Annotated in this window: 17 protein-coding genes; 7 read left to right on the plus strand and 10 right to left on the minus strand. The window is 70.4% G+C overall.

What is annotated here, in order from left to right:
• Window positions 1-117 precede the first annotated feature (117 nt).
• Entirely contained in the window at window positions 118-5,109 is a 4,992-nt protein-coding gene (locus tag ACZ7M7_RS21705; protein ID WP_472119329.1) for an ATP-dependent helicase, read from the minus strand.
• Window positions 5,110-5,452: 343 nt separating this feature from the next.
• Here ACZ7M7_RS21705 and ACZ7M7_RS21710 point away from each other — a divergent pair, with 343 nt between their 5' ends.
• The 3 genes from ACZ7M7_RS21710 to ACZ7M7_RS21720 are packed head-to-tail and all read left to right on the plus strand — an operon-like array spanning window position 5,453 to window position 7,351.
• Complete coding sequence (locus ACZ7M7_RS21710; protein WP_472119332.1) at window positions 5,453-6,304, plus strand: AraC family transcriptional regulator; 852 nt, start codon at window positions 5,453-5,455, stop codon at window positions 6,302-6,304.
• Window positions 6,305-6,314: 10 nt separating this feature from the next.
• Window positions 6,315-7,046 carry an AzlC family ABC transporter permease gene (locus ACZ7M7_RS21715; protein WP_472119335.1) on the plus strand — a complete coding sequence of 244 codons (732 nt, stop codon included), beginning with the start codon at window positions 6,315-6,317 and terminating at the stop codon, window positions 7,044-7,046.
• Complete coding sequence (locus ACZ7M7_RS21720; RefSeq protein WP_451168471.1) at window positions 7,043-7,351, plus strand: AzlD domain-containing protein; 309 nt, start codon at window positions 7,043-7,045, stop codon at window positions 7,349-7,351. The genes ACZ7M7_RS21715 and ACZ7M7_RS21720 overlap by 4 nt, the downstream gene beginning before the upstream one ends.
• A gap of 6 nt (window positions 7,352-7,357) precedes the next feature.
• Here the strand turns inward: ACZ7M7_RS21720 and ACZ7M7_RS21725 are convergent, their stop codons facing one another.
• A complete protein-coding gene (locus tag ACZ7M7_RS21725) occupies window positions 7,358-8,302 on the minus strand; it encodes a hypothetical protein (RefSeq protein WP_472119338.1) in 945 nt (314 codons plus the stop codon).
• An 80-nt stretch (window positions 8,303-8,382) separates the two neighbouring features.
• Here ACZ7M7_RS21725 and ACZ7M7_RS21730 point away from each other — a divergent pair, with 80 nt between their 5' ends.
• The 4 genes from ACZ7M7_RS21730 (at window position 8,383) to recX (ending at window position 12,364) form a co-directional block, all read left to right on the plus strand.
• The gene (locus tag ACZ7M7_RS21730) at window positions 8,383-8,577 is read left to right on the plus strand and encodes a DUF3046 domain-containing protein (protein WP_383604869.1); all 195 of its coding nucleotides are present in this window, start codon (window positions 8,383-8,385) and stop codon (window positions 8,575-8,577) included.
• A gap of 60 nt (window positions 8,578-8,637) precedes the next feature.
• Entirely contained in the window at window positions 8,638-9,915 is a 1,278-nt protein-coding gene (locus ACZ7M7_RS21735) for an AI-2E family transporter (RefSeq protein WP_383604866.1), read from the plus strand.
• A 365-nt stretch (window positions 9,916-10,280) separates the two neighbouring features.
• The gene (gene recA, locus ACZ7M7_RS21740; RefSeq protein WP_383604863.1) at window positions 10,281-11,405 is read left to right on the plus strand and encodes a recombinase RecA; all 1,125 of its coding nucleotides are present in this window, start codon (window positions 10,281-10,283) and stop codon (window positions 11,403-11,405) included.
• An 8-nt stretch (window positions 11,406-11,413) separates the two neighbouring features.
• Window positions 11,414-12,364, plus strand: coding sequence for a recombination regulator RecX (gene recX / locus ACZ7M7_RS21745; RefSeq protein WP_472119342.1), 951 nt, complete (start codon window positions 11,414-11,416; stop codon window positions 12,362-12,364).
• 110 nt (window positions 12,365-12,474) lie between these two features.
• Here the strand turns inward: recX and ACZ7M7_RS21750 are convergent, their stop codons facing one another.
• From ACZ7M7_RS21750 to ACZ7M7_RS21785, 8 genes are all read right to left on the minus strand, one after another.
• Window positions 12,475-12,909, minus strand: a complete 435-nt coding sequence (locus tag ACZ7M7_RS21750; protein WP_472119345.1) for a rhodanese-like domain-containing protein — start codon at window positions 12,907-12,909, stop codon at window positions 12,475-12,477.
• A gap of 131 nt (window positions 12,910-13,040) precedes the next feature.
• Entirely contained in the window at window positions 13,041-13,613 is a 573-nt protein-coding gene (locus tag ACZ7M7_RS21755; protein WP_472119347.1) for a cupin domain-containing protein, read from the minus strand.
• Between the two features lie 90 nt (window positions 13,614-13,703).
• Window positions 13,704-13,790 carry a putative leader peptide gene (locus ACZ7M7_RS21760; protein ID WP_313960178.1) on the minus strand — a complete coding sequence of 29 codons (87 nt, stop codon included), beginning with the start codon at window positions 13,788-13,790 and terminating at the stop codon, window positions 13,704-13,706.
• Between the two features lie 139 nt (window positions 13,791-13,929).
• Window positions 13,930-15,594, minus strand: coding sequence for an FAD-dependent monooxygenase (locus ACZ7M7_RS21765; protein WP_472119350.1), 1,665 nt, complete (start codon window positions 15,592-15,594; stop codon window positions 13,930-13,932).
• A 206-nt stretch (window positions 15,595-15,800) separates the two neighbouring features.
• Entirely contained in the window at window positions 15,801-16,709 is a 909-nt protein-coding gene (locus ACZ7M7_RS21770; protein ID WP_472119353.1) for an amino acid ABC transporter permease, read from the minus strand.
• Window positions 16,706-17,380, minus strand: coding sequence for an amino acid ABC transporter permease (locus tag ACZ7M7_RS21775; protein ID WP_472119356.1), 675 nt, complete (start codon window positions 17,378-17,380; stop codon window positions 16,706-16,708). The genes ACZ7M7_RS21770 and ACZ7M7_RS21775 overlap by 4 nt, the downstream gene beginning before the upstream one ends.
• A 96-nt stretch (window positions 17,381-17,476) precedes the next feature.
• Window positions 17,477-18,319 carry a glutamate ABC transporter substrate-binding protein gene (locus ACZ7M7_RS21780; protein ID WP_472119359.1) on the minus strand — a complete coding sequence of 281 codons (843 nt, stop codon included), beginning with the start codon at window positions 18,317-18,319 and terminating at the stop codon, window positions 17,477-17,479.
• A gap of 92 nt (window positions 18,320-18,411) precedes the next feature.
• Window positions 18,412-19,188, minus strand: coding sequence for an amino acid ABC transporter ATP-binding protein (locus tag ACZ7M7_RS21785; protein ID WP_328422621.1), 777 nt, complete (start codon window positions 19,186-19,188; stop codon window positions 18,412-18,414).
• Between the last annotated feature and the right edge of the window lie 223 nt (window positions 19,189-19,411).

The raw sequence follows: 19,411 nt of genomic DNA on the forward strand, positions 1-19,411 counted from the left end.
TGGAGGGGGGTAGGGCTGGCGCTGGTGGTTCGGGCCGGCGCTCGGGCCAGTGGCTCGGCCTCGGGTGGGTGGTCGCCGGTCGCCGGTCGCCGGTCACCGGTTGTTCGGCGGCTCGGATCAGGCGCGTAGGCGTAGGCCTCGGGGAGTTGCGATGAAGCCCGCTCCTTCCAGGAGGGTGCCCAGGGGGGAGGTCAGGGCCGCGGCGCCGTTCACGCGCTCCACTGTGACGGTGCCGAGGGAGCCCGCACGGGCGGCTGCGGCGAGGGCCTCTGCTGCGGTGTGCAGGCGGGGATCGTCGGTGGGCTCGGTGTCCGGGGCCGAGGGCCAGGCCAGCAGGGTCTTGCCGCCGCGCTCCATGTAAAGGGTCAGCTCGCCGTCGACCAGTACGACGAGGGAGCCCGCCTTGCGGCCTGGCTTGTGCCCGGCGCCGGTCGGGGGCTCGGGCCAGGCGAGGGCGGCTCCGTACGCGTTCGCCGGGTCGGCGGCGGCGAGGACAGCGGCTCGGGTGTCGGCGGCGGGGCGGCGATGGCGGGCGGCGGAGCCGGGGCGGCCGGGGCCGGGGCCGGAGCCGAATGGGGCGCCGCCGTTGTGCCACGCGGGGCCTTGTGGGGTGCGGCGGTTGACCTGGGAGGCGAGATCGCGCGGCGAGACGTAGTCGCCCGGACCGAGGTGGGCGTCCAGGAAGTCGTGGTCGAGGTCGGGGATGTCGTACGCGGGCGTGCCGTCGGGGTTGTGCCATTCGGGGGTGTTGCCCTGGTCGGCGCCAGGAGTGCCGAAGCCGTCGAAGGCGCCGTGCATGTCAGGTCCGCCGTAGCCACCGGGGGCGCCGTCGGTGTCGGGGGTGCTGGGGCCGGGCAGGGCCTCGCCGCGTTCGCGGGCGTTGGCGACCGCGCGCAGGCGGTCCACCGCGCCGTCCATGGCGAACTGTGCGGCGCCGAGTCCTTCGACCACGTAGCCGCGCCGCGCCTGGCCGCTCTCCTCGAAGGCGGACAGGATGCGGTACGTCGCCGAGAAGCCGCCCTCGACGCCCTCGGCGGCGACCGCTCCCCGGGTCACCACGCCGTGCCGGTCGAGGAGTGCGCGGGCCAGTGCGTGGGCCCGCACGGTGGGGTCCGGCTCGTGGGCCGGGAGCACGGACCAGCGGCCGGCGACGGTCGGTGGGCCGGTTCGGGACGCGGGGCGGGCGGCGGACGTGAGGGAGCCGTAGCGTCCGCGTGGGACGGTGCGCTTGGCGCGGTGAGCCGTGGAGCCCGCGGTGCGTCCCGAGCCCAGCAGGGAGCGCATGGGTGCGAGCGTGTCGTTCGTCAGGCGGCCCGACCAGGCCAGATCCCAGAGGGCGTCGGCGAGTTGGGGGTCGGTGGCGTCGGGGTACGTGGTGGCGCGGACCTGGTCGGTGATCTGGCGGAAGAACAGGCCGTAGCCGCCGGACAGGGCGTCCAGGACGGACTGGTGCAGTGCCGTCAGCTCCAGGGGGTGCGGCTGCGGCAGGAGCAAGGGGGCCGTGTCCGCCATGTAGAGGGACACCCAGCCGTCCTTGCCGGGGAGTGAGCCCGCTCCGGCCCAGACGACCTCGCCGGCGGCGGTGAGTTCGTCGAGCATCGCGGGGGTGTAGTTCGCGACGCGGGACGGCAGGACGAGTTTCTCCAGGGCGGACGCGGGCACGGACGCGCCCTGCAACTGCTCGATGGAGCGGACCAGTCCGTCGATGCCGCGCAGCCCGTGGCCCTTGCCGATGTGCTGCCACTGCGGCAGGAACTGCGCGAGCGCGGCCGGTGGCACCGGCTCCAGCTCATGGCGCAGGGCAGCGAGGGAGCGGCGGCGCAGGCGGCGCAGGACCGTGGCGTCGCACCACTCCTGGCCGATGCCTGCCGGGTGGAACTCGCCCTGGACGACTCGTCCACTCGCCGCCAGCCGCTGGAGGGCGCCGTCGGTGATCGCCGCGCCCAGGCCGAAGCGGGCCGCCGCTGTGGCCGACGTGAACGGGCCGTGGGTGCGGGCATAGCGGGCGAGGAGATCGCCGAGCGGGTCCTTGACCGGCTCGGTGAAGGCCTCGGGGACGCCGACCGGCAGCGCCGTGCCGAGCGCGTCGCGCAGGCGGCCCGAGTCCTCGATCGCCGCCCAGTGGTCCGTGCCGGCGATGCGGACCTTGATGGCGCGGCGGGCGCCGGCCAGCTCCTGGGCCCAGTGCGGCTCGGCGCCGCGCTCGACCAGTTCGGCGTCCGTGAGCGGGCCGAGGAGGCGAAGGACGTCCGCGACGCCTTCGACGTCCTTGACCCGGCGGTCCTCGGTGAGCCACTGGAGCTCTTGTTCCAGCTCGGTCAGCACCTCGGCGTCGAGCAGCTCCCGCAGCTCCGCCTGGCCGAGCAGCTCGGCGAGCAGACGCGAGTCCAGCGACAGGGCGGCGGCGCGGCGCTCGGCGAGCGGGGAGTCTCCCTCGTACAGGAACTGGGCGACGTACCCGAAGAGGAGGGAGCGCGCGAACGGGGACGGCTCGGGGGTGGTGACCTCGACGAGGCGTACCTTGCGGGCTTCGAGGTCGCCCATCAGCTCGGTGAGGCCGGGGACGTCGAAGACGTCCTGGAGGCATTCGCGGACCGCTTCCAGCACGATCGGGAAGGAGCCGAACTCGCTGGCGACCTCGAGGAGTTGGGCGGCGCGCTGGCGCTGTTGCCACAGCGGGGTGCGCTTGCCGGGGTTGCGGCGCGGCAGCAGCAGCGCGCGGGCGGCGCACTCGCGGAAGCGGGACGCGAACAGCGCCGAGCCGCCGACTTGGTCGGTGACCATCTGGTCGACGTCGCCCTTGTCGAAAACGACGTCCGCCGCGCCGACGGGCGCCTGGTCGGCGTCGTACTCGGTGCCGGCCTTCCTCGGCTCCTGGTCCAGCAGGTCCAGGCCCATGAGGTCGGCGTCGGGCAGGCGCAGCACGATGCCGTCGTCGGCGTGCATGACCTGCGCGTCCATGCCGTATCGCTCGGAGAGCTTCGCGCCCAGGGCGAGGGCCCAGGGGGCGTGGACCTGCGCGCCGAAGGGGGAGTGCACGACGACGCGCCAGTCGCCGAGTTCGTCGCGGAAGCGCTCGACGACGATCGTGCGGTCGTCCGGGATGTGGCCGCAGGCCTCGCGCTGCTCGTCCAGGTAGGACAGGACGTTGTCGGCCGCCCAGACGTCCAGGCCTGCGGTGAGGAGGCGCAGGCGGGCGTCCTCCTTGGGCAGCGAGCCGACCTCGCGCAGGAACGCGCCCACCGCGCGGCCCAGTTCGAGGGGACGGCCCAGCTGGTCGCCCTTCCAGAAGGGGAGTCGGCCCGGTACGCCCGGCGCGGGGGAGACCAGGACGCGGTCGCGGGTGATGTCCTCGATGCGCCAGGAGCTCGTGCCGAGCGTGAAGACGTCCCCCACGCGGGACTCGTAGACCATCTCCTCGTCCAGCTCGCCGACCCGGCCGCCGCCCTTCTTCGGGTCCGCTCCGGCGAGGAAGACACCGAACAGGCCGCGGTCCGGGATGGTGCCCCCGGAGGTGACCGCGAGGCGCTGTGCGCCGGGGCGGCCGGTGATCGTCCCGGCGACGCGGTCCCAGACCACGCGCGGGCGGAGCTCGGCGAAGGCGTCGGACGGGTAGCGGCCGGCGAGCATGTCGAGGACGGCGGTGAAAGCGGATTCCGGGAGGGACGCGAAGGGGGCGGCTCGGCGGACCATGGCGAGGAGGTCGTCCACCTGCCAGGTGTCCATCGCCGTCATGGCGACGATTTGCTGGGCGAGGACGTCCAGGGGGTTGGCCGGGACCTTCAGGGACTCGATGGACCCGGTGCGCATCCGTTCGGTGACCACGGCTGCCTGGACGAGGTCGCCGCGATACTTCGGGAAGACCACGCCGGTGGAGACGGCGCCGACCTGGTGTCCCGCGCGGCCCACGCGCTGGAGGCCGGAGGCCACGGAGGGCGGTGACTCGACCTGGACGACGAGGTCGACGGCGCCCATGTCGATGCCCAGCTCGAGGCTGGACGTGGCCACGACTGCGGGGAGGCGGCCTGCCTTGAGGTCCTCCTCGACCAGGGCGCGCTGTTCCTTGGAGACCGAGCCGTGGTGGGCGCGGGCGATGACCGGAGGTGCGCCCTGGGCCGCGCCCGAGCCGCCCATGAGCTCGGCCGGGGTGTGGTGCTCGCCCAGGGGTTCGCCGGTGGCCCGCTCGTAGGCGATCTCGTTGAGGCGGTTGCACAGGCGTTCCGCCAGGCGGCGGGAGTTGGCGAAGACGATGGTGGAGCGGTGGGCCTGGACCAGGTCGGTGATCCGCTCCTCCACGTGGGGCCAGATCGAGGGGCGTTCCGCGCGTTCGGAGCCCTCGGCGACCGGGGAGCCGCCCAGCTCGCCGAGGTCCTCGACGGGGACCACGACCGAGAGGTCGAACTCCTTGCCCGACTTCGGCTGGACGATCTCCACCTTGCGGCTGGGGGAGAGGTAGCGGGCGATCTCGTCGACCGGGCGGACGGTCGCGGAGAGGCCGATCCGGCGGGCCGGCTTGGGGAGCAGCTCGTCCAGGCGCTCCAAGGTGAGCGAGAGGTGTGCGCCGCGCTTGGTGCCCGCCACCGCGTGGACCTCGTCCAGGATCACCGTCTCGATGCCGGTCAGAGCGTCGCGTGTCGCTGACGTCAGCATCAGGAAGAGGGACTCGGGGGTGGTGATGAGGATGTCCGGGGGGCGGGTCGACAGGGCTCGGCGCTCTGCGGCGGGGGTGTCGCCGGAGCGGATGCCGACCTTTACCTCGGGCTCGGGGAGATCCAGGCGGATGGATTCCTGGCGGATGCCGGTCAGGGGGCTGCGGAGGTTGCGCTCGACGTCGACGGCGAGGGCCTTGAGGGGGGAGACGTAGAGGACTCGGCAGCGCTTCTTGGGGTCGGCCGGTGGGGGTGTGGCGGCCAGCTGGTCCAGGGCGGCGAGGAAGGCAGCCAGGGTTTTGCCGGAGCCGGTGGGGGCCACGACCAGCACGTCCGAGCCCTCGTGGATGGCCTGCCACGCACCTGCCTGGGCTGCGGTGGGCGCGGAGAACGCGCCCGTGAACCAGCCTCGGGTGGCGGGGGAGAAGCCGGCTAGGGCTTGGTGCGGGTTGCTGACCATGCGTCCATCCTGCACCCGGGGACTGACAATGCGGTTGAGCTGGGGAAATGTGTGCGGGGGTGGTTGTGCGTCTTGCCTCCGGCGGTTGGGCGGGGTGCCTGCGGCGGCCCGCTCGGGTGAGTGGAGGTGCGCGTAGCGCCTGCGGGTTTCGTTGTGGGTCGGGGCCGTGCCGGGGGGTGTCCGTCCTCGGTCGGGTGGTTGCTGTGTCTCGAGAGGGGCTGTTTGTTGACGCCCGCCGCTGCGGGCGGACACCCCCCGGCACGGTCCCTTGGCGCCGTGCGCGGCTGCCGGTCCGCGGGGGTGCGCCGCTGGGCGGTTCGTCGGCGTCGCGGAGAATGGGGGTATGGCAGGTTCGGGTGAGCGGGCGCGGCATTGGCAGTACGCCGACTTGCCCGGTGTTGATCTGCTGCGGGCCCGGTATGTGCGGAAGACGTTTGTGCGGCATACCCATGAGAACTTTGTGATCGCCGCCATCGCCGATGGCGTGGAGGTCTTTCACTGTCGGGGTGCTGATCAGTACGCGGGGGCCGGTGCGCTCGCGTTGGTCAATCCGGATACGCCGCATACCGGGCGGGCGGGGGTTCCTGAGGGGTGGCAGTACGGGGCCGTTTATCCGTCGGCCGAGCTGGTGGCCGAGATAGCGGGGGAGACCACTGCTATTCGGGGGACGCCGGGGTTTGTGAGGCCGGTGCTCGATGATGCGTATGCCGTGGGGTTGGTGCATCAGGTGTTGCGGGCGGCGGATGAGGGGAACGCGCTGGCCGCCGATACGTTGCTTCGGGTGGCAGTGACCCGGCTGCTGCGGTTGAACGGTGGGGCTCTTCCGCAGCGCGAGGTGCGGACTGCCGGGGCTCGGGTCGCTACACGCGCGCGTGAGGTGCTGGAGGGGCGGATGGCTGAGCCGCCCAGTCTGGAGAGGCTGGCTGTCGATCTCGGTACCGGTCCGTTTGCCTTGCTGCGGGCGTTTCGGGATCTGTACGGGATGCCGCCGCACACGTGGCTGACCGATGCTCGCGTACGGCGGGCTCGGCGGCTGTTGGACGAAGGGGTTTCGCCGGCTGAGGCGGCCCTTGCTGTGGGGTTCACCGATCAGCCGCATCTGAATCGGCACTTCAGCCGGATCGTCGGCGTTCCGCCGGGGGCCTATCAGCGGGAGCGCAAGAACGTACAAGACGTGTGGCAGGGGCTGTCCTAGCGTCGCGGGTGTGGCAGAACAGAAAGCTCTTGAAGACCTTCGTGTCGACGAAGGCAGGCCCGACGGGGTTGTTGTACGGGACGCGCTGGGCGTTGGAGTAGCCGTCGGGTTGTCCGGGTTCGCCTTCGGGGTGACGTCGGTGGGTAGTGGGCTCACGCTCTTGCAGACCTGTGCGCTCAGCCTGCTGGTGTTCACGGGAGCCTCGCAGTTCGCGCTGGTCGGGGCGCTTGCTGCAGGGGGTGGTCCGTGGACCGCGGCCGCGGGTGCGTTCTTTCTCGGCGTGCGTAACGCCTTTTACGGGCTGCGGTTGTCGCAGTTGCTGAGCCTTACGCGCGCGGTGCGGCCGTTCGCCGCGCAGTGGGTGATCGACGAGACGGCGGCAGTCGCGCTGGCGCAGCCGACTCGGCGCAGTGCGCGGATCGGGTTCGTGGTGACGGGGCTCAGCCTGTACGTGTTGTGGAACCTCACCACGTTTCTTGGTGCGCTCGGGGCGGAGGCCATGGGGGACACCGATGCCTGGGGGCTGGATGCGGCCGGGCCTGCCGTCTTTCTGGCTTTGCTCGCGCCGATGCTGAAGTCCGCGACCGAGCGGGCTGTCGCCGGACTGGCTGTGGTGCTGGGGCTCGGGTTGTTGCCTGTTCTGCCTGCAGGTGTGCCTGTGCTGGTTGCCGCCCTTGCGGCGCCGGTCGTGGTGTGGGCGCAGGGGCGGCGTCGGGGAGACGTGCGGGAGGGGGAGCTGTGAACACCTGGATCGCGATCGGGGTCACCGCCCTTGGCTGCTACGGCGTCAAGCTCGTCGGGCTGCTCGTGCCCGCGGGTGCTCTGGAGAGGCCTCTCGTACGGCGACTTGCCGCCCTGTTGCCCGTCGCCCTCCTTGCCGCCCTCACGGCCCAGCAGACGTTCGGTGACGGGCAGGCGCTGGTACTGGACGCGAAGGTGGCCGGAGTCGCTGCGGCTGCCGTGGCGCTCGTCCTGCGTGCTCCGTTCCTGCTTGTCGTCGCGGCGGCCGTGCTGGTGACGGCAGGGGTGCGCGCGATGGGTGGGTGAGGCTCGTCAGCCGATGTGGCGGCCGTACACCCTGAGCGTGCGCAGTGCCTCAATCGTCACCATGGGACGGGCCTCGGAGGCGATGCTCGGCGCCCACTGACGCCAACGGATCGGCCAGCCGCCGTCCTCCTGCTGCTCGCCGGCGAGGTGGTCGAGGGAGCGGCTCATCTCGTCGTCCGTGAACCACGCGCGCGCGAAGGAGCGCGGTGTCCGCGCATAGTCGTGCGGGAAATGGTGCTCGCCGGGGGCGTAGCCGAGGGAGGGCGGGTAGTCGTCGAGGTTGTCCGGCTCCAGTGCCGCAAGGCGCTGGTCGCGCACGAGGCGGCCCAGGCGGTCGGCGGCCGCCTCCGCGCGCGGGCGGTCGGGAACGGAGTCCAGGAAGGCCACGGCGGCCTCGATCTCGTACGGGTGGGACTTCTCCAGGGACTCGACCGCCTGCCAGCAGAAGTCCGTGGCCCGGAACAGCCAGGCGTGCCACACCTCGTTGCGGTGCAGCAGTCCGACGACCGGTCCGGTGGCCAGGAGCGAGCTGGGAGCGTCGTCCACGATCGGCATGAAGGGGGCGGCGGGGTAGCCGCGCTGGCTGGGATGGATCGCCGGGAGGGCGCCCTCCGGCGTGGAGACCGAGGTGAGGTAGCGGCAGACGCGATCCACGCGCTGTCCGCCGCAGCGCTCGATGGCGTCCAGGATGTGCAGGGCGTGACCGGTGTGCAGCGGCTGGCTGACCGGGCCGCGCAGATCGGGCTCCAGCGCGTGGCCGTACCCGCCGTCCTCGTTGCGGTAGGCGTCCAGCGCGGTCTCCACCGGGTCGGCGGCACCGTTCAGGAAGTGGTACGCGAAGAGACGCTGCTCGAGCACGCGCGCGCTGAGCCAGACGAACTGCTCGGCGCGGAAGAGCGGGGAGCGCGTCGAGGGCGTCGGGGGGAGTGCGGAAGCTCCTGTTTCGGGCATGCGTCAGACCGTAGGACGGAAAGCGGTCTCGGCAAGGGGTCCCGGCGCAGGCCCACTCTCAGGGGCGGGATACTGGACGCATGCGGTTGACGGTCTTCTGGGAGCGGATGGCGGATCACTTCGGTTCGGGCTACGCCGACACCTTCGCGCGCGACCACGTGATGACGGAGCTCGGCGGGCGCACGGTGCACGAGGCGCTGAACGCCGGCTGGGAGACGAAGGACGTGTGGCGTGTGGTGTGTGCGGTCATGAACGTTCCGGGTGAGAAGCGCTGACCAGTCACGAAGATCGCAGGACCGAAGCCGTTTGTCGGTGGTGTGGGCGACACTTGCTCCGTGGCACGCACTGACGAGACCGGGCAGCTCGCCCGGCACGGATCCCCGTTCGGCACGACGCCGCCCACCCCGCCACCGGGGGAGAGCGACGCCGGGTCCAACGCCCGCATGCCTCGTTGGCTCCCGCGCGCCATGGTGCTCGCACTGGCGCTGGTCGGCGCGTTCCAGCTGGGCAGCTGGGCCTTTCACCAGCTCACCGGGCTGTTGATCAACGTCCTCATCGCGTTCTTCCTGGCTCTCGCCATCGAGCCCGCGGTGAGCTGGATGGCCGCGCGCGGCATGCGCCGCGGACTGGCCACCGGCGTCGTCTTCCTCGCCGTGATCATCGCGTCCGCCGGGTTCGTGACACTGCTGGGGTCCATGCTCGCGGGCCAGATCATCAAGATCGTCGAGGACTTCCCGAACTACCTCGACTCCGTCATCAACTGGATCAATGCGCACTTCAACACCGAGCTGCGCCGCGTCGACGTCCAGGAGGGCCTGCTCCGCTCCGACTGGCTGCGCAACTACGTGCAGAACAGCGCCACCGGGGTCCTGGCCGTGTCCGCCCAGGTCCTCGGCGGTCTCTTCCAGCTGCTGACGATCACGCTGTTCTCGTTCTACTTCGCCGCGGACGGCCCGCGACTGCGCCGCGCGCTGTGCTCCGTACTGCCGCCCGCCAAGCAGGCCGAGGTACTGCGCGCGTGGGAGATCGCCGTCACCAAGACCGGCGGTTACCTGTACTCACGCGGCCTTATGGCGCTCGTCTCCGGCGTAGCCCACTACATCCTGCTGGCGAGCCTGGACGTGCCGTACGCGCCCGTGCTCGCGGTGTGGGTCGGCCTGGTCTCGCAGTTCATCCCCACCATCGGCACGTATCTCGCGGGCGCCCTGCCCATGCTGATCGCCTTCACGGTCGATCCCTGGTACGCGCTGTGGGTGCTGATCTTCGTCGTGATCTACCAGCAGTTCGAGAATTACGTGCTGCAGCCCAAGCTGACCTCGAAGACGGTCGACATCCACCCCGCGGTCGCCTTCGGTTCGGTCGTCGCCGGCACCGCCCTCCTCGGCGCGGTGGGCGCCCTGATCGCCATCCCTGCGATCGCCACGCTGCAGGCGTTCCTGGGGGCGTACGTGAAGCGGTACGCCGTCACCGACGACCCCCGGGTGCACGGGCACCACTGGGGACGGGGTGCGGGGCGGGGTCTGGTCGCCCGCGCGCGTGCGCTGTGGGCCCCACGGCCGGGAGCGGCAGAGCCACCGTCGAAGGCGGAGGACCCCGGCGATAACTCCTCCTGAACTCCTCCTGAGGCGCAGCCGACGCCAGCCGACGCCAGGCGCGGCAGGCAGGAGCAGGGGGGCTGTGTCGCCGGGACGGCGGGCGGGCCATCCGCCCCGGGGAGCGGGCTGCCGGCCGGGAATCCGGGGCGGTGTCAGGCCGCGGACGTAGTCTCGTAGGTGCCGTGTGGTGCGCTTGACACGAAAATCGAACATCCATTCTGATGGAGACGGCGGAGAGGCGCTCGGCGGGCATTTCGCCACGGTTTCGATGGATAAGTGGCCGGGTTATCCACAGGCCGGACGGGCGTCGGGGCCCATTGTCAGTGGCAGGCGTTAGCGTCTTTGACGTGAAGCGATCGACTCAAGCAAATCGGGTGGAACCCATGGCAGGAACCGACCGCGAGAAGGCCCTGGACGCCGCGCTCGCACAGATTGAACGGCAGTTCGGCAAGGGTGCGGTCATGCGCCTGGGCGAGCGGCCGAACGAGCCCATCGAGGTCATCCCCACCGGGTCGACCGCGCTCGACGTCGCCCTCGGCGTCGGTGGCCTGCCGCGCGGCCGCGTGGTGGAGGTGTACGGACCGGAGTCCTCCGGTAAGACCACGCTGACCCTGCACGCAGTGGCCAACGCGCAGAAGGCCGGCGGTCAGGTCGCCTTCGTGGACGCGGAGCACGCCCTCGACCCCGAGTACGCGAAGAAGCTCGGCGTCGACATCGACAACCTGATCCTCTCTCAGCCCGACAACGGCGAGCAGGCCCTGGAGATCGTGGACATGCTGGTCCGCTCCGGCGCCCTCGACCTCATCGTCATCGACTCCGTCGCCGCGCTCGTCCCGCGCGCGGAGATCGAGGGCGAGATGGGCGACAGCCACGTCGGTCTGCAGGCCCGACTGATGAGCCAGGCCCTGCGGAAGATCACCAGCGCGCTCAACCAGTCGAAGACCACCGCGATCTTCATCAACCAGCTCCGCGAGAAGATCGGCGTGATGTTCGGCTCCCCGGAGACCACGACCGGTGGTCGGGCGCTGAAGTTCTACGCCTCGGTGCGTATCGACATCCGCCGCATCGAGACCCTGAAGGACGGCACGGACGCGGTCGGCAACCGCACCCGCTGCAAGGTCGTCAAGAACAAGGTTGCGCCGCCCTTCAAGCAGGCCGAGTTCGACATCCTCTACGGCCAGGGCATCAGCCGCGAGGGCGGCCTGATCGACATGGGCGTGGAGCACGGCTTCGTCCGCAAGGCCGGCGCCTGGTACACGTACGAGGGCGACCAGCTCGGCCAGGGCAAGGAGAACGCTCGTAACTTCCTGAAGGACAACCCCGACCTGGCCAACGAGATCGAGAAGAAGATCAAGGAGAAGCTGGGCGTCGGCGTGCGGCCCGAGGAGCCGGCTGCCGAGCCGGGCGCGGACGCCGCGGTCGCCGCCGCCCCGGACGACGCTGCGAAGACGGTGCCTGCTCCGGCGGCCAAGACGGCCAAGACCAAGGCCGCGGCAGCCAAGAGCTGATCCGTACGGTGCCTGATTCAAGAGCGTGGCGAACCGACTGGGCCGAGTCCGCCCACCCCGACGTTCCGCATGAGCGGGGGAGGGGCGGGGCCGGCCACGGGGGAGACGTGGACCGGGGTAGCTACGACGGAGAAACCGCGCGGGGCGGTTACGGGGGATACGGCAGTGCGGCGTCGTACGGCACGGAGAGGTCGTACGACGACGGGCCGAGCAAGGGCATCCCGGGCGGTGGTGACTGGCCGGGCGAAGGCATCCAGGGCAGCGGCGAGCGGCCGCAGGGCGGCTCGGCGGACGGCAGTGGATATTCCGGCGGCGGCTCGCGCCGGGGTGGCCGCAGGATGCGTGGTGAGGGCGGCTCAGCCGGGGGGCGGGGGCGCCGTCGGCGCGGCTTCGGGGAATCGCCCGGTGAAGACGGGGACGCCCCCTCCTTGTCGAGGGCCGAGAAGGGGGACCACCCGGCGGACCCGGTGGAGCAGGCGCGGGCGATCTGCCTACGCCTGCTCACCGGGACCCCGCGGACGCGGAAGCAACTTGCGGACGCCTTGCGCAAGCGGGAGATCCCGGACGATGCCGCCGAGGAGGTGCTGTCGAGGTTCGAGGAGGTCGGCCTCATCAACGACAGTGCGTTCGCGGATGCCTGGGTGGAGTCCCGGCACCACGGCCGGGGTCTCGCCAGACGCGCGCTCGCGCAGGAACTGCGCACCAAGGGCGTCGACTCCACACTGATCGACGAGGCCGTTTCCCAGCTCGACTCCGAGCAGGAAGAGACGACCGCACGCGAACTCGTCGCCCGCAAGCTGCGTTCCACGCGCGGCCTCGACCGCGACAAACGCCTGCGCCGCCTCGCGGGCATGCTCGCCCGCAAGGGCTATCCCGAGGGCATGGCCCTACGGGTGGTCCGGCAGGCGCTGGAGGAGGAAGGCGAGGACACGGAGTTCCTCGAGGGCGAGGGGTTCTAATCCCGGTAGGGGACCCGGAAGTGGGCGAAGGCTCGCGACCACGGGATTCCGGCGCCGGACACGGTGAACGCGCGGGGGCGCCCATCGCGTTCGGGCCGGGATCAACTGGCCTAGGCGTCCACACCCACCCCCGACGTCACCGGAAGCCCAGCAGCCCGCCATGCCTGGAACCCGCCGACCAGGTCGGTGGCCCGGCTCAGTCCCAGTCGCCGTAGCGATTCCGCCGCCAGGCTGGATGCGTAGCCCTCGTTGCAGATCACCACGACCCGCAGGTCGTGACCGGTGGCCTCGGGGGTGCGGTGGCTGCCCTGCGGGTCGAGCCGCCATTCCAGTTCGTTGCGCTCGACGACGAGGGCGCCGGGGATCAGACCGTCCCGCTCTCGCAGGGCCGCGTACCGGATGTCGACCAGCAGAGCATCGCTTTCCTGAGCGGCCTCGTACGCTTCTCGAGGCTCGATCCGCTCGTAGCCCGCGCGCACCCGCTCCAGCAACTCGTCGATGCCGACGGGCCGTTCGTCCACGCCGCGTCCAACCACGTCACCCACGCCTGTCTCCCACGCGCCCGCTCCGGTGGGCGCCTCGCTCACGCCGCCCGCAGTACTCACCTTCAACTCACCGTTACCAACCCGCCGTTCGCTCGAACCGTGCAGCACAGGCTCGCTTCCGGTCGCCCCGCTCACTGCCAGTCCTCCGGGCGCTCCACCTGCTCCAGGCGCAGGATCGGCCCGCTACGGCTGAAGCGGCGGATCTGCGGCAGGGGTGGGTAGTAGGCGTGAACGGAGATGGCGTGCCGGTCGGGGGACTCGTTGAGTACCTCGTGCACATGGTGGTGACCGAAGGAGCGGCCTTTTCCGGCGGGGAGCCGCCGTTCCCGGTCCACGTCGTTCGTCAGTTCCAGCGTCTTCCAGCCGTCGGCGGGCAGCCGGACGGCGAGCGAGTTCTCCTTGAGCTCACCGGCCGCCGTCACGAAGGCGCCGGCCGAGTCGGCGTGGTCGTGCCAGCCGGTGCCCGTCCCGGGCGGCCAGCCGATCAACCAGGCCTCGCTGCCGCCGGGACCCTCGAGCCGTACCCAGGTACGGCCTTCGGGGTCGAGCGGGAGCGAGGCGACCAACTCGGTGTCGGCGGCCGAACGCCGTACGAAGTCGAGAAGGTCCGCTTGCGTCGGCGCGGGGACCGGCGCGGGATTCGACTTGGCGCCGGGCTTGGACGCGGCAACGGAGGAAGGGGAGGCGGCAGAGGGTACGGACACGGGCACCGTCCTGAAGAGAGTTCGCGAAGAACGCGCGACAGCACAGGCGACAGAGTCAGCAGTGGCGCGCGCAGGAAGGGGGATGCGAGTTCAGCAGGACGGGCGACACACGCAGCCCGCATAGCGGACGAGGTCCATATGGACCCTCCGCCACAGGCGCACACAGGTGTCGGTCACGATCCGGAGTACACCACGCCGGTGCGGGCCGGTCAACTCACTGTCACTATGCGGACCGCACAGTGACAGTGAGTGCTGCTCTCCGGTCCGGTGAAGGCCGGTTCTCTACGGCAGGGGGCAGCGCCGGTTCCCTTCGATGTCAGCGCGAGCCGGCCGCAGCCCCGGCTTCCGCCGCGGCCCCCGCTTTTGCCTCCGCCGCCCCGGCCTGAACCTTGCCCGGTCCGCCCAGCGCCGCCTCGGCTGCCGCGTACAGATCGGTCGGCCGCACTCCGCTCAGGGCCGTCACCAGATGGCCGTCGGGCCGCACCAGCAGGACCGAATGCGCGGCCGCCCCCGGATAGGCCTCCGCGACCAGCAACTCGGCTCGGTACGGCAGTGCCGTCACCGCGGCCGCCAGCCGAGGCATGATCCCGGCGGTCGCCCAGTGCTTGCGCTCCCAGACGCCCGTGCCCGGCGCGATCAGCAGTACCAGCAGCGCGCCGCGCCCGAGCCGGTCGCGCAGCTGTACGAAGGAGCCGTCCTCCGCCGTGACCCGCACGTCCACGACTGGCGCACCACGCGGCGTGTCCACCGGGACCTCGCCCTCCAGGGGCCCGGGCGCGAGCGGCGACTCGGCGTACGTCCCCAGCGCACCGATCGCGCCGTGCCCCAGGTGGCCGTCCATCAGCAGCGCGTCATGCCCCCGGGCGGAGCCGGGGACGTAGGCGCGCAGCCCGCCGCCGCCGCGCAGCAGCGGCAGCGCCTGGTCGGCGGCGCGCAGCCGGGCTGCGACGACGGCGCGCCGCTCCGCCTGGTAGCTGTCGAGCAGCGCCTCGTGCGGCCCGTGGTGCCAGGCCGGTGCCAGCTTCCAGGCGAGGTTGTCGGCGTCCCGCAGCCCCTCGTCGAGCCCGTGCGTGCCGAGCGTGCCGAGGCAGTGCGCCGCGTCTCCGGCGAGAAAGACGCGGCCCGCGCGCCAGCGGCGGGCCAGGCGGTGGTGGACCGTGTGAACCCCGGTGTCGAGGAGCTCGTACGGCGGTGTCGGCCCACCGGTCCAGCCGGCGAGCGTCTCCCGGATGCGAGCCACCACGAGCTCGGGCGTGACCAGGTCCTTGCCCGGCGGCAGCAGCCAGTCCAGGCGCCACACCCCGTCCGCGAGCGGTCGTCCGGTGACCTCCCCGGCCGAAGGTCCGGACATCCGCCACGGCGGCATCCGATGGAGCAACGCCTGACCGTCCCAGGGAAGTTCCGCGCGCAGCGCTGCCACGGCGTGTCGCTCCACCGCCGTACGGCCGGGAAAGCGGATGTCCTGGAGTTTGCGCACGGTCGAGCGCGGGCCGTCGCAGCCGACCAGGTAACTGCCCCGCCACCAGGTGCCCTTGGGGCCGCGGGTGTGGGCGGTGACGCCCGATGGCTCCTGCTCGATGGCGTCCAGGCGGCTGTCCACGGCGATCTTGACGAGCGGTTCGCCTTCGAGGGCCGCGCGCAGGGCACCGGTGAGCACGTGCTGGGCGATGTGCAGGGGGGCGGGGTTCGTGACGCCCTCGGGCTCGGCGGCCGTGTCGTCGAACGTGACCTCGCGCATCACCTGCTTGCGCCGCATTGCCCGCCATCCGGCCCAGCGGGCCCCGGCCTCGGCGACAGGCACACCCGTCAGGCGCTCCATAAGGGCGGTGGTGTCCTCGCGCAGGACGACGGTGCGCGCGAGGCGGGGTTCGTCCTTGCCGGGCCCCTCGTCGAGGACGACGGACGGCACCTCCTGACGGGCCAGCGCCAGGGCGAGCGTAAGCCCCACGGGCCCCGCTCCGACGATGATCACCGGGTCCACGGCGCGGCGCCCCCTGCCCGCAGCGGTGTCCCGAGGGACGCAAGTGAACAGAAAGTTGGAGCAGGGTGCACGATCACAGAACGTATGCAACCCATTGCCGGTGCTTGCGTCAAGTGACGGAGGGCAGTGGCGATCATGCCACTGCCCTCCGTGTCGTTCATGCCACTTGACTGCTCATCAGATGGCAGCGGCTCCTGGACTGATCATCAGATGGAGCCGCCGGCGCCGGCGCCGTAGGTGCCACCCGTCGCCGCCGGGTTGAGCTCCTCCATGTCCTCGGCGCTGAGGACTGCGCCCGTGCTCCGCTTGCTGCGCCGCAGCCGCTTCTCCAGCCAGCTCGCAAAGCTGGTGAGGATGAAGTTGAGGACGATGTAGATGATCGCCACCACGATGAAGCTGGGGATGACGTTGGCGTAGAAGGCCGCCAGGGTCTGGCGCGCGTTGAGGAGCTCGGTGAATCCGATCATCACGCCACCCAGCGCGGTGTCCTTCACGATGACCACGAGCTGGCTGACGATGGCCGGCAGCATGGCCGTGACGGCCTGTGGCAGCAGGATGCTCCTCATCGTCTGGCCCTTGCGCAGGCCGACCGCCATGGCGGCTTCCGACTGGCCCTTGGGCAGGGAGAGGATGCCGGCCCGTACGACCTCGGCGAGGACGGACGCGTTGTAGAGCACCAGGCCGGTGACGACCGCGTAGAGAGGCCGCTGCTCACTGCTGACGTTCGTCCAGCGGTCGTAGAACTCGTTGGCGAACAGCATCAGCAGCAGGACAGGGATCGCGCGGAAGAACTCGACCACCCAGGCGGCCGGAAGTCGCACCCACCGGTGGTCGGACATGCGCGCGATACCGAAGAACGCGCCCAGCGGAAGGGCGATCACCATGGCCAGTGCCGCGGCCTTCAGTGTGTCGACGAGACCCGGCAGCAGATAGGTGGTCCAGGCCTGCGACTCGGTGAACGGCTTCCACAGGGCCCATTCCAGCTGGCCCTTTTCGTCCAGAGTGTCCCAGACGAACCACACGAGCAGGGCGAGCAGGGCGAAGAAGACGACAGAGATGAGCACATTGCGCCGCTTGGCGCGGGGGCCCGGAGCGTCGTAGAGAACGGAACTCATCGCTTCACCGCCAGTCGCTTGCTCAGCCAACCGAGGAAGAGGCCGGTGGGCAGGGTCAGTACCACGAAACCGAAGGCGAAGACCGCGCCGATGAGCACCACCTCAGCCTCGTTCTCGATCATTTCCTTCATCAGGTAGGCGGCCTCAGCCACGCCGATCGCGGCCGCCACGGTGGTGTTCTTGGTCAGGGCGATCAACACGTTGGCCAGCGGGCCGATGACCGAGCGGAGGGCCTGCGGCAGGATGATCAGCCGGAGGGTCTGACTGAAGGTCAGCCCGATGGCACGGGCGGCCTCGGCCTGGCCCAGCGGCACGGTGTTGATGCCGGAACGAATCGCCTCGCAGACGAAGGCCGCGGTGTAGGCGATGAAGCCGAGGATCGCCAGGCGGAAGCCCCGGACGCCGAAGTCGGAGGCACCCATCGTCACGCCGAAGATGTCGGCGAGGCCGAGCGAGGTGAAGATGATGATGACCGTCAGGGGGATGTTCCGGACGATGTTCACATAGGCCGTGCCGAACCCGCGCATGAGCGGGACCGGGCTGACCCGCATTGCGGCCAGGAGGGTGCCCCAGACCATGGAGCCGATGGCGGAGAAGAACGTGAGCTTCACCGTCATCCAGAAGGCACCCAACAGGGTCGGGTCGTTGTAGTCAGAAAGAAAATCGAACACGATCTCCCGCGCTTCCGGGTGGGTGGCGTACGTGGATAGCGCGGCGCGCCGCCGCCCTGATCGCGGTGGACGGCGGCGCGCCGGTGGACCCTTGCGCTACTTGACGATGACGCCGATCTTCGGGGCCGGCTCGTTCTTGTAGTTGGCCGGACCGAAGTTGTCGGCGACCGCCTTGTCCCAGGCCTTCGAGCTGACCATCTTCTCGAGGGCGGCGTTGACCTTGTTGATGGTCTCGGTGTCGCCCTTCTTCACACCGACGCCGTAGTTCTCGTTGCTCAGCTTCAGACCGGCAAGCTTGAACTTGCCCTTGTACTGCTCCTGCGCGGCGTAGCCGGCGAGGATCGAGTCGTCCGTGGTCAGGGCGTCCACAGCACCGCTCTGGAGAGCGGCAATGCACTCCGAGTAGCCGCCCCGCTCCGTCAGGTTGGCCTTCGGGGCGAAGTCCTTCTTGACGTTCTGCGCCGAGGTGGAGCCCGTCACCGAGCAGAGCTTCTTGCCGTTGAGGTCGGTGGCCTCGGAGACGTCCGAGTCGGTCTTGACCAGCAGGTCCTGGTGGGCCAGCAGGTACGGGCCGGCGAAGTCGACCTTCTCCTTGCGCTCGTCGGTGATCGAGTACGTGGCCGCGATGAGCTTCACGTCGCCACGGGCGAGCGCGTTCTCACGGTCGGCGCTCTTCGTCTCGATGAACTCGATCTGGTCGGGCTCGTAGCCGAGCTCCTTCGCCACGTACGTGGCGACGTCGACGTCGAAGCCGGAGAAGGTGCCGTCGGGCTCCTTCAGGCCCAGACCGGGCTGGTCGTACTTGATGCCGATCTTGATCTTGTCGCCGCCCCCGGAACCCGACCCGCTGTCGCTGTCGCCGTCACCACCACAGGCGGTGGCGGTGAGAGCGAGGACGACGGCAGCGGCGGCCGCGGCGGAGACCTTGCGGAGCTTCATGGTGAACATCCTTTGTGTGGAGAAGAGATGCGTGCCGTCAGGAGCGGCGGTTGACGCAGGTCGTCGGCTGCGAGTAGCAGTCCGTCAGTCCGTCAGTGGTGCAGGATCTTGGACAGGAAGTCCTTGGCGCGGTCGCTGCGCGGGTTGCTGAAGAACTGGTCCGGCACAGCTTCTTCGACGATCTTGCCGTCTGCCATGAACACCACTCGATTGGCGGCCGAACGGGCGAAGCCCATCTCATGGGTGACGACGATCATGGTCATGCCGTCCCGGGCGAGCTGCTGCATGACCTCCAGGACCTCGTTGATCATCTCCGGGTCGAGAGCCGACGTCGGCTCGTCGAAGAGCATGACCTTGGGGTCCATGGCCAACGCTCGGGCGATGGCCACACGCTGTTGCTGGCCGCCGGAGAGCTGGGCAGGGTACTTGTCCGCCTGGCTGGCCACACCCACTCGGTCGAGCAGGGCGCGGGCCTTGTCCTCGGCGGCCTTCTTGTCCGTCTTGCGGACCTTGATCTGTCCCAGCATCACGTTCTCGAGCACGGTCTTGTGCGCGAAAAGGTTGAACGACTGGAAGACCATTCCGACGTCGGCACGCAGCTTGGCAAGGGCCTTGCCCTCAGCGGGCAGCGGCTTGCCGTCGATGGCGATCGCGCCGGAGTCGATCGTCTCGAGGCGGTTGATGGTGCGGCACAGGGTGGACTTCCCGGACCCGGAGGGTCCGATGACCACGACGACCTCACCGCGGGCGATCGTCAGGTCGATGTCCTGGAGCACGTGCAACGCGCCGAAGTGCTTGTTCACGTTCTTCAGGACGACCAGGTCGCCGGTCGCGGCCGCATCTTCCTTGGCCACCGATACTTCGGTCATCGCTCTCAGGCTCCGTCCTCCTCGGTTTCGGAGGACAGTAGTAACCGTATCCGACCTGCGTCATTAGTTCTGAGGGGAATCTGAGCATCACGATCCGATAGCAATCGGACACGTGTCGTAGCACTTGCGACCTGGGCGCGTACCGGCTGGATAACGGAAGCCGCGCGCAACCGGAACCCACTTGACGGCGTCATCGTCCATCAGCGTGACTTCCTTGGTGCAC

The organism is Streptomyces sp. NPDC111606 (assembly GCF_055656945.1).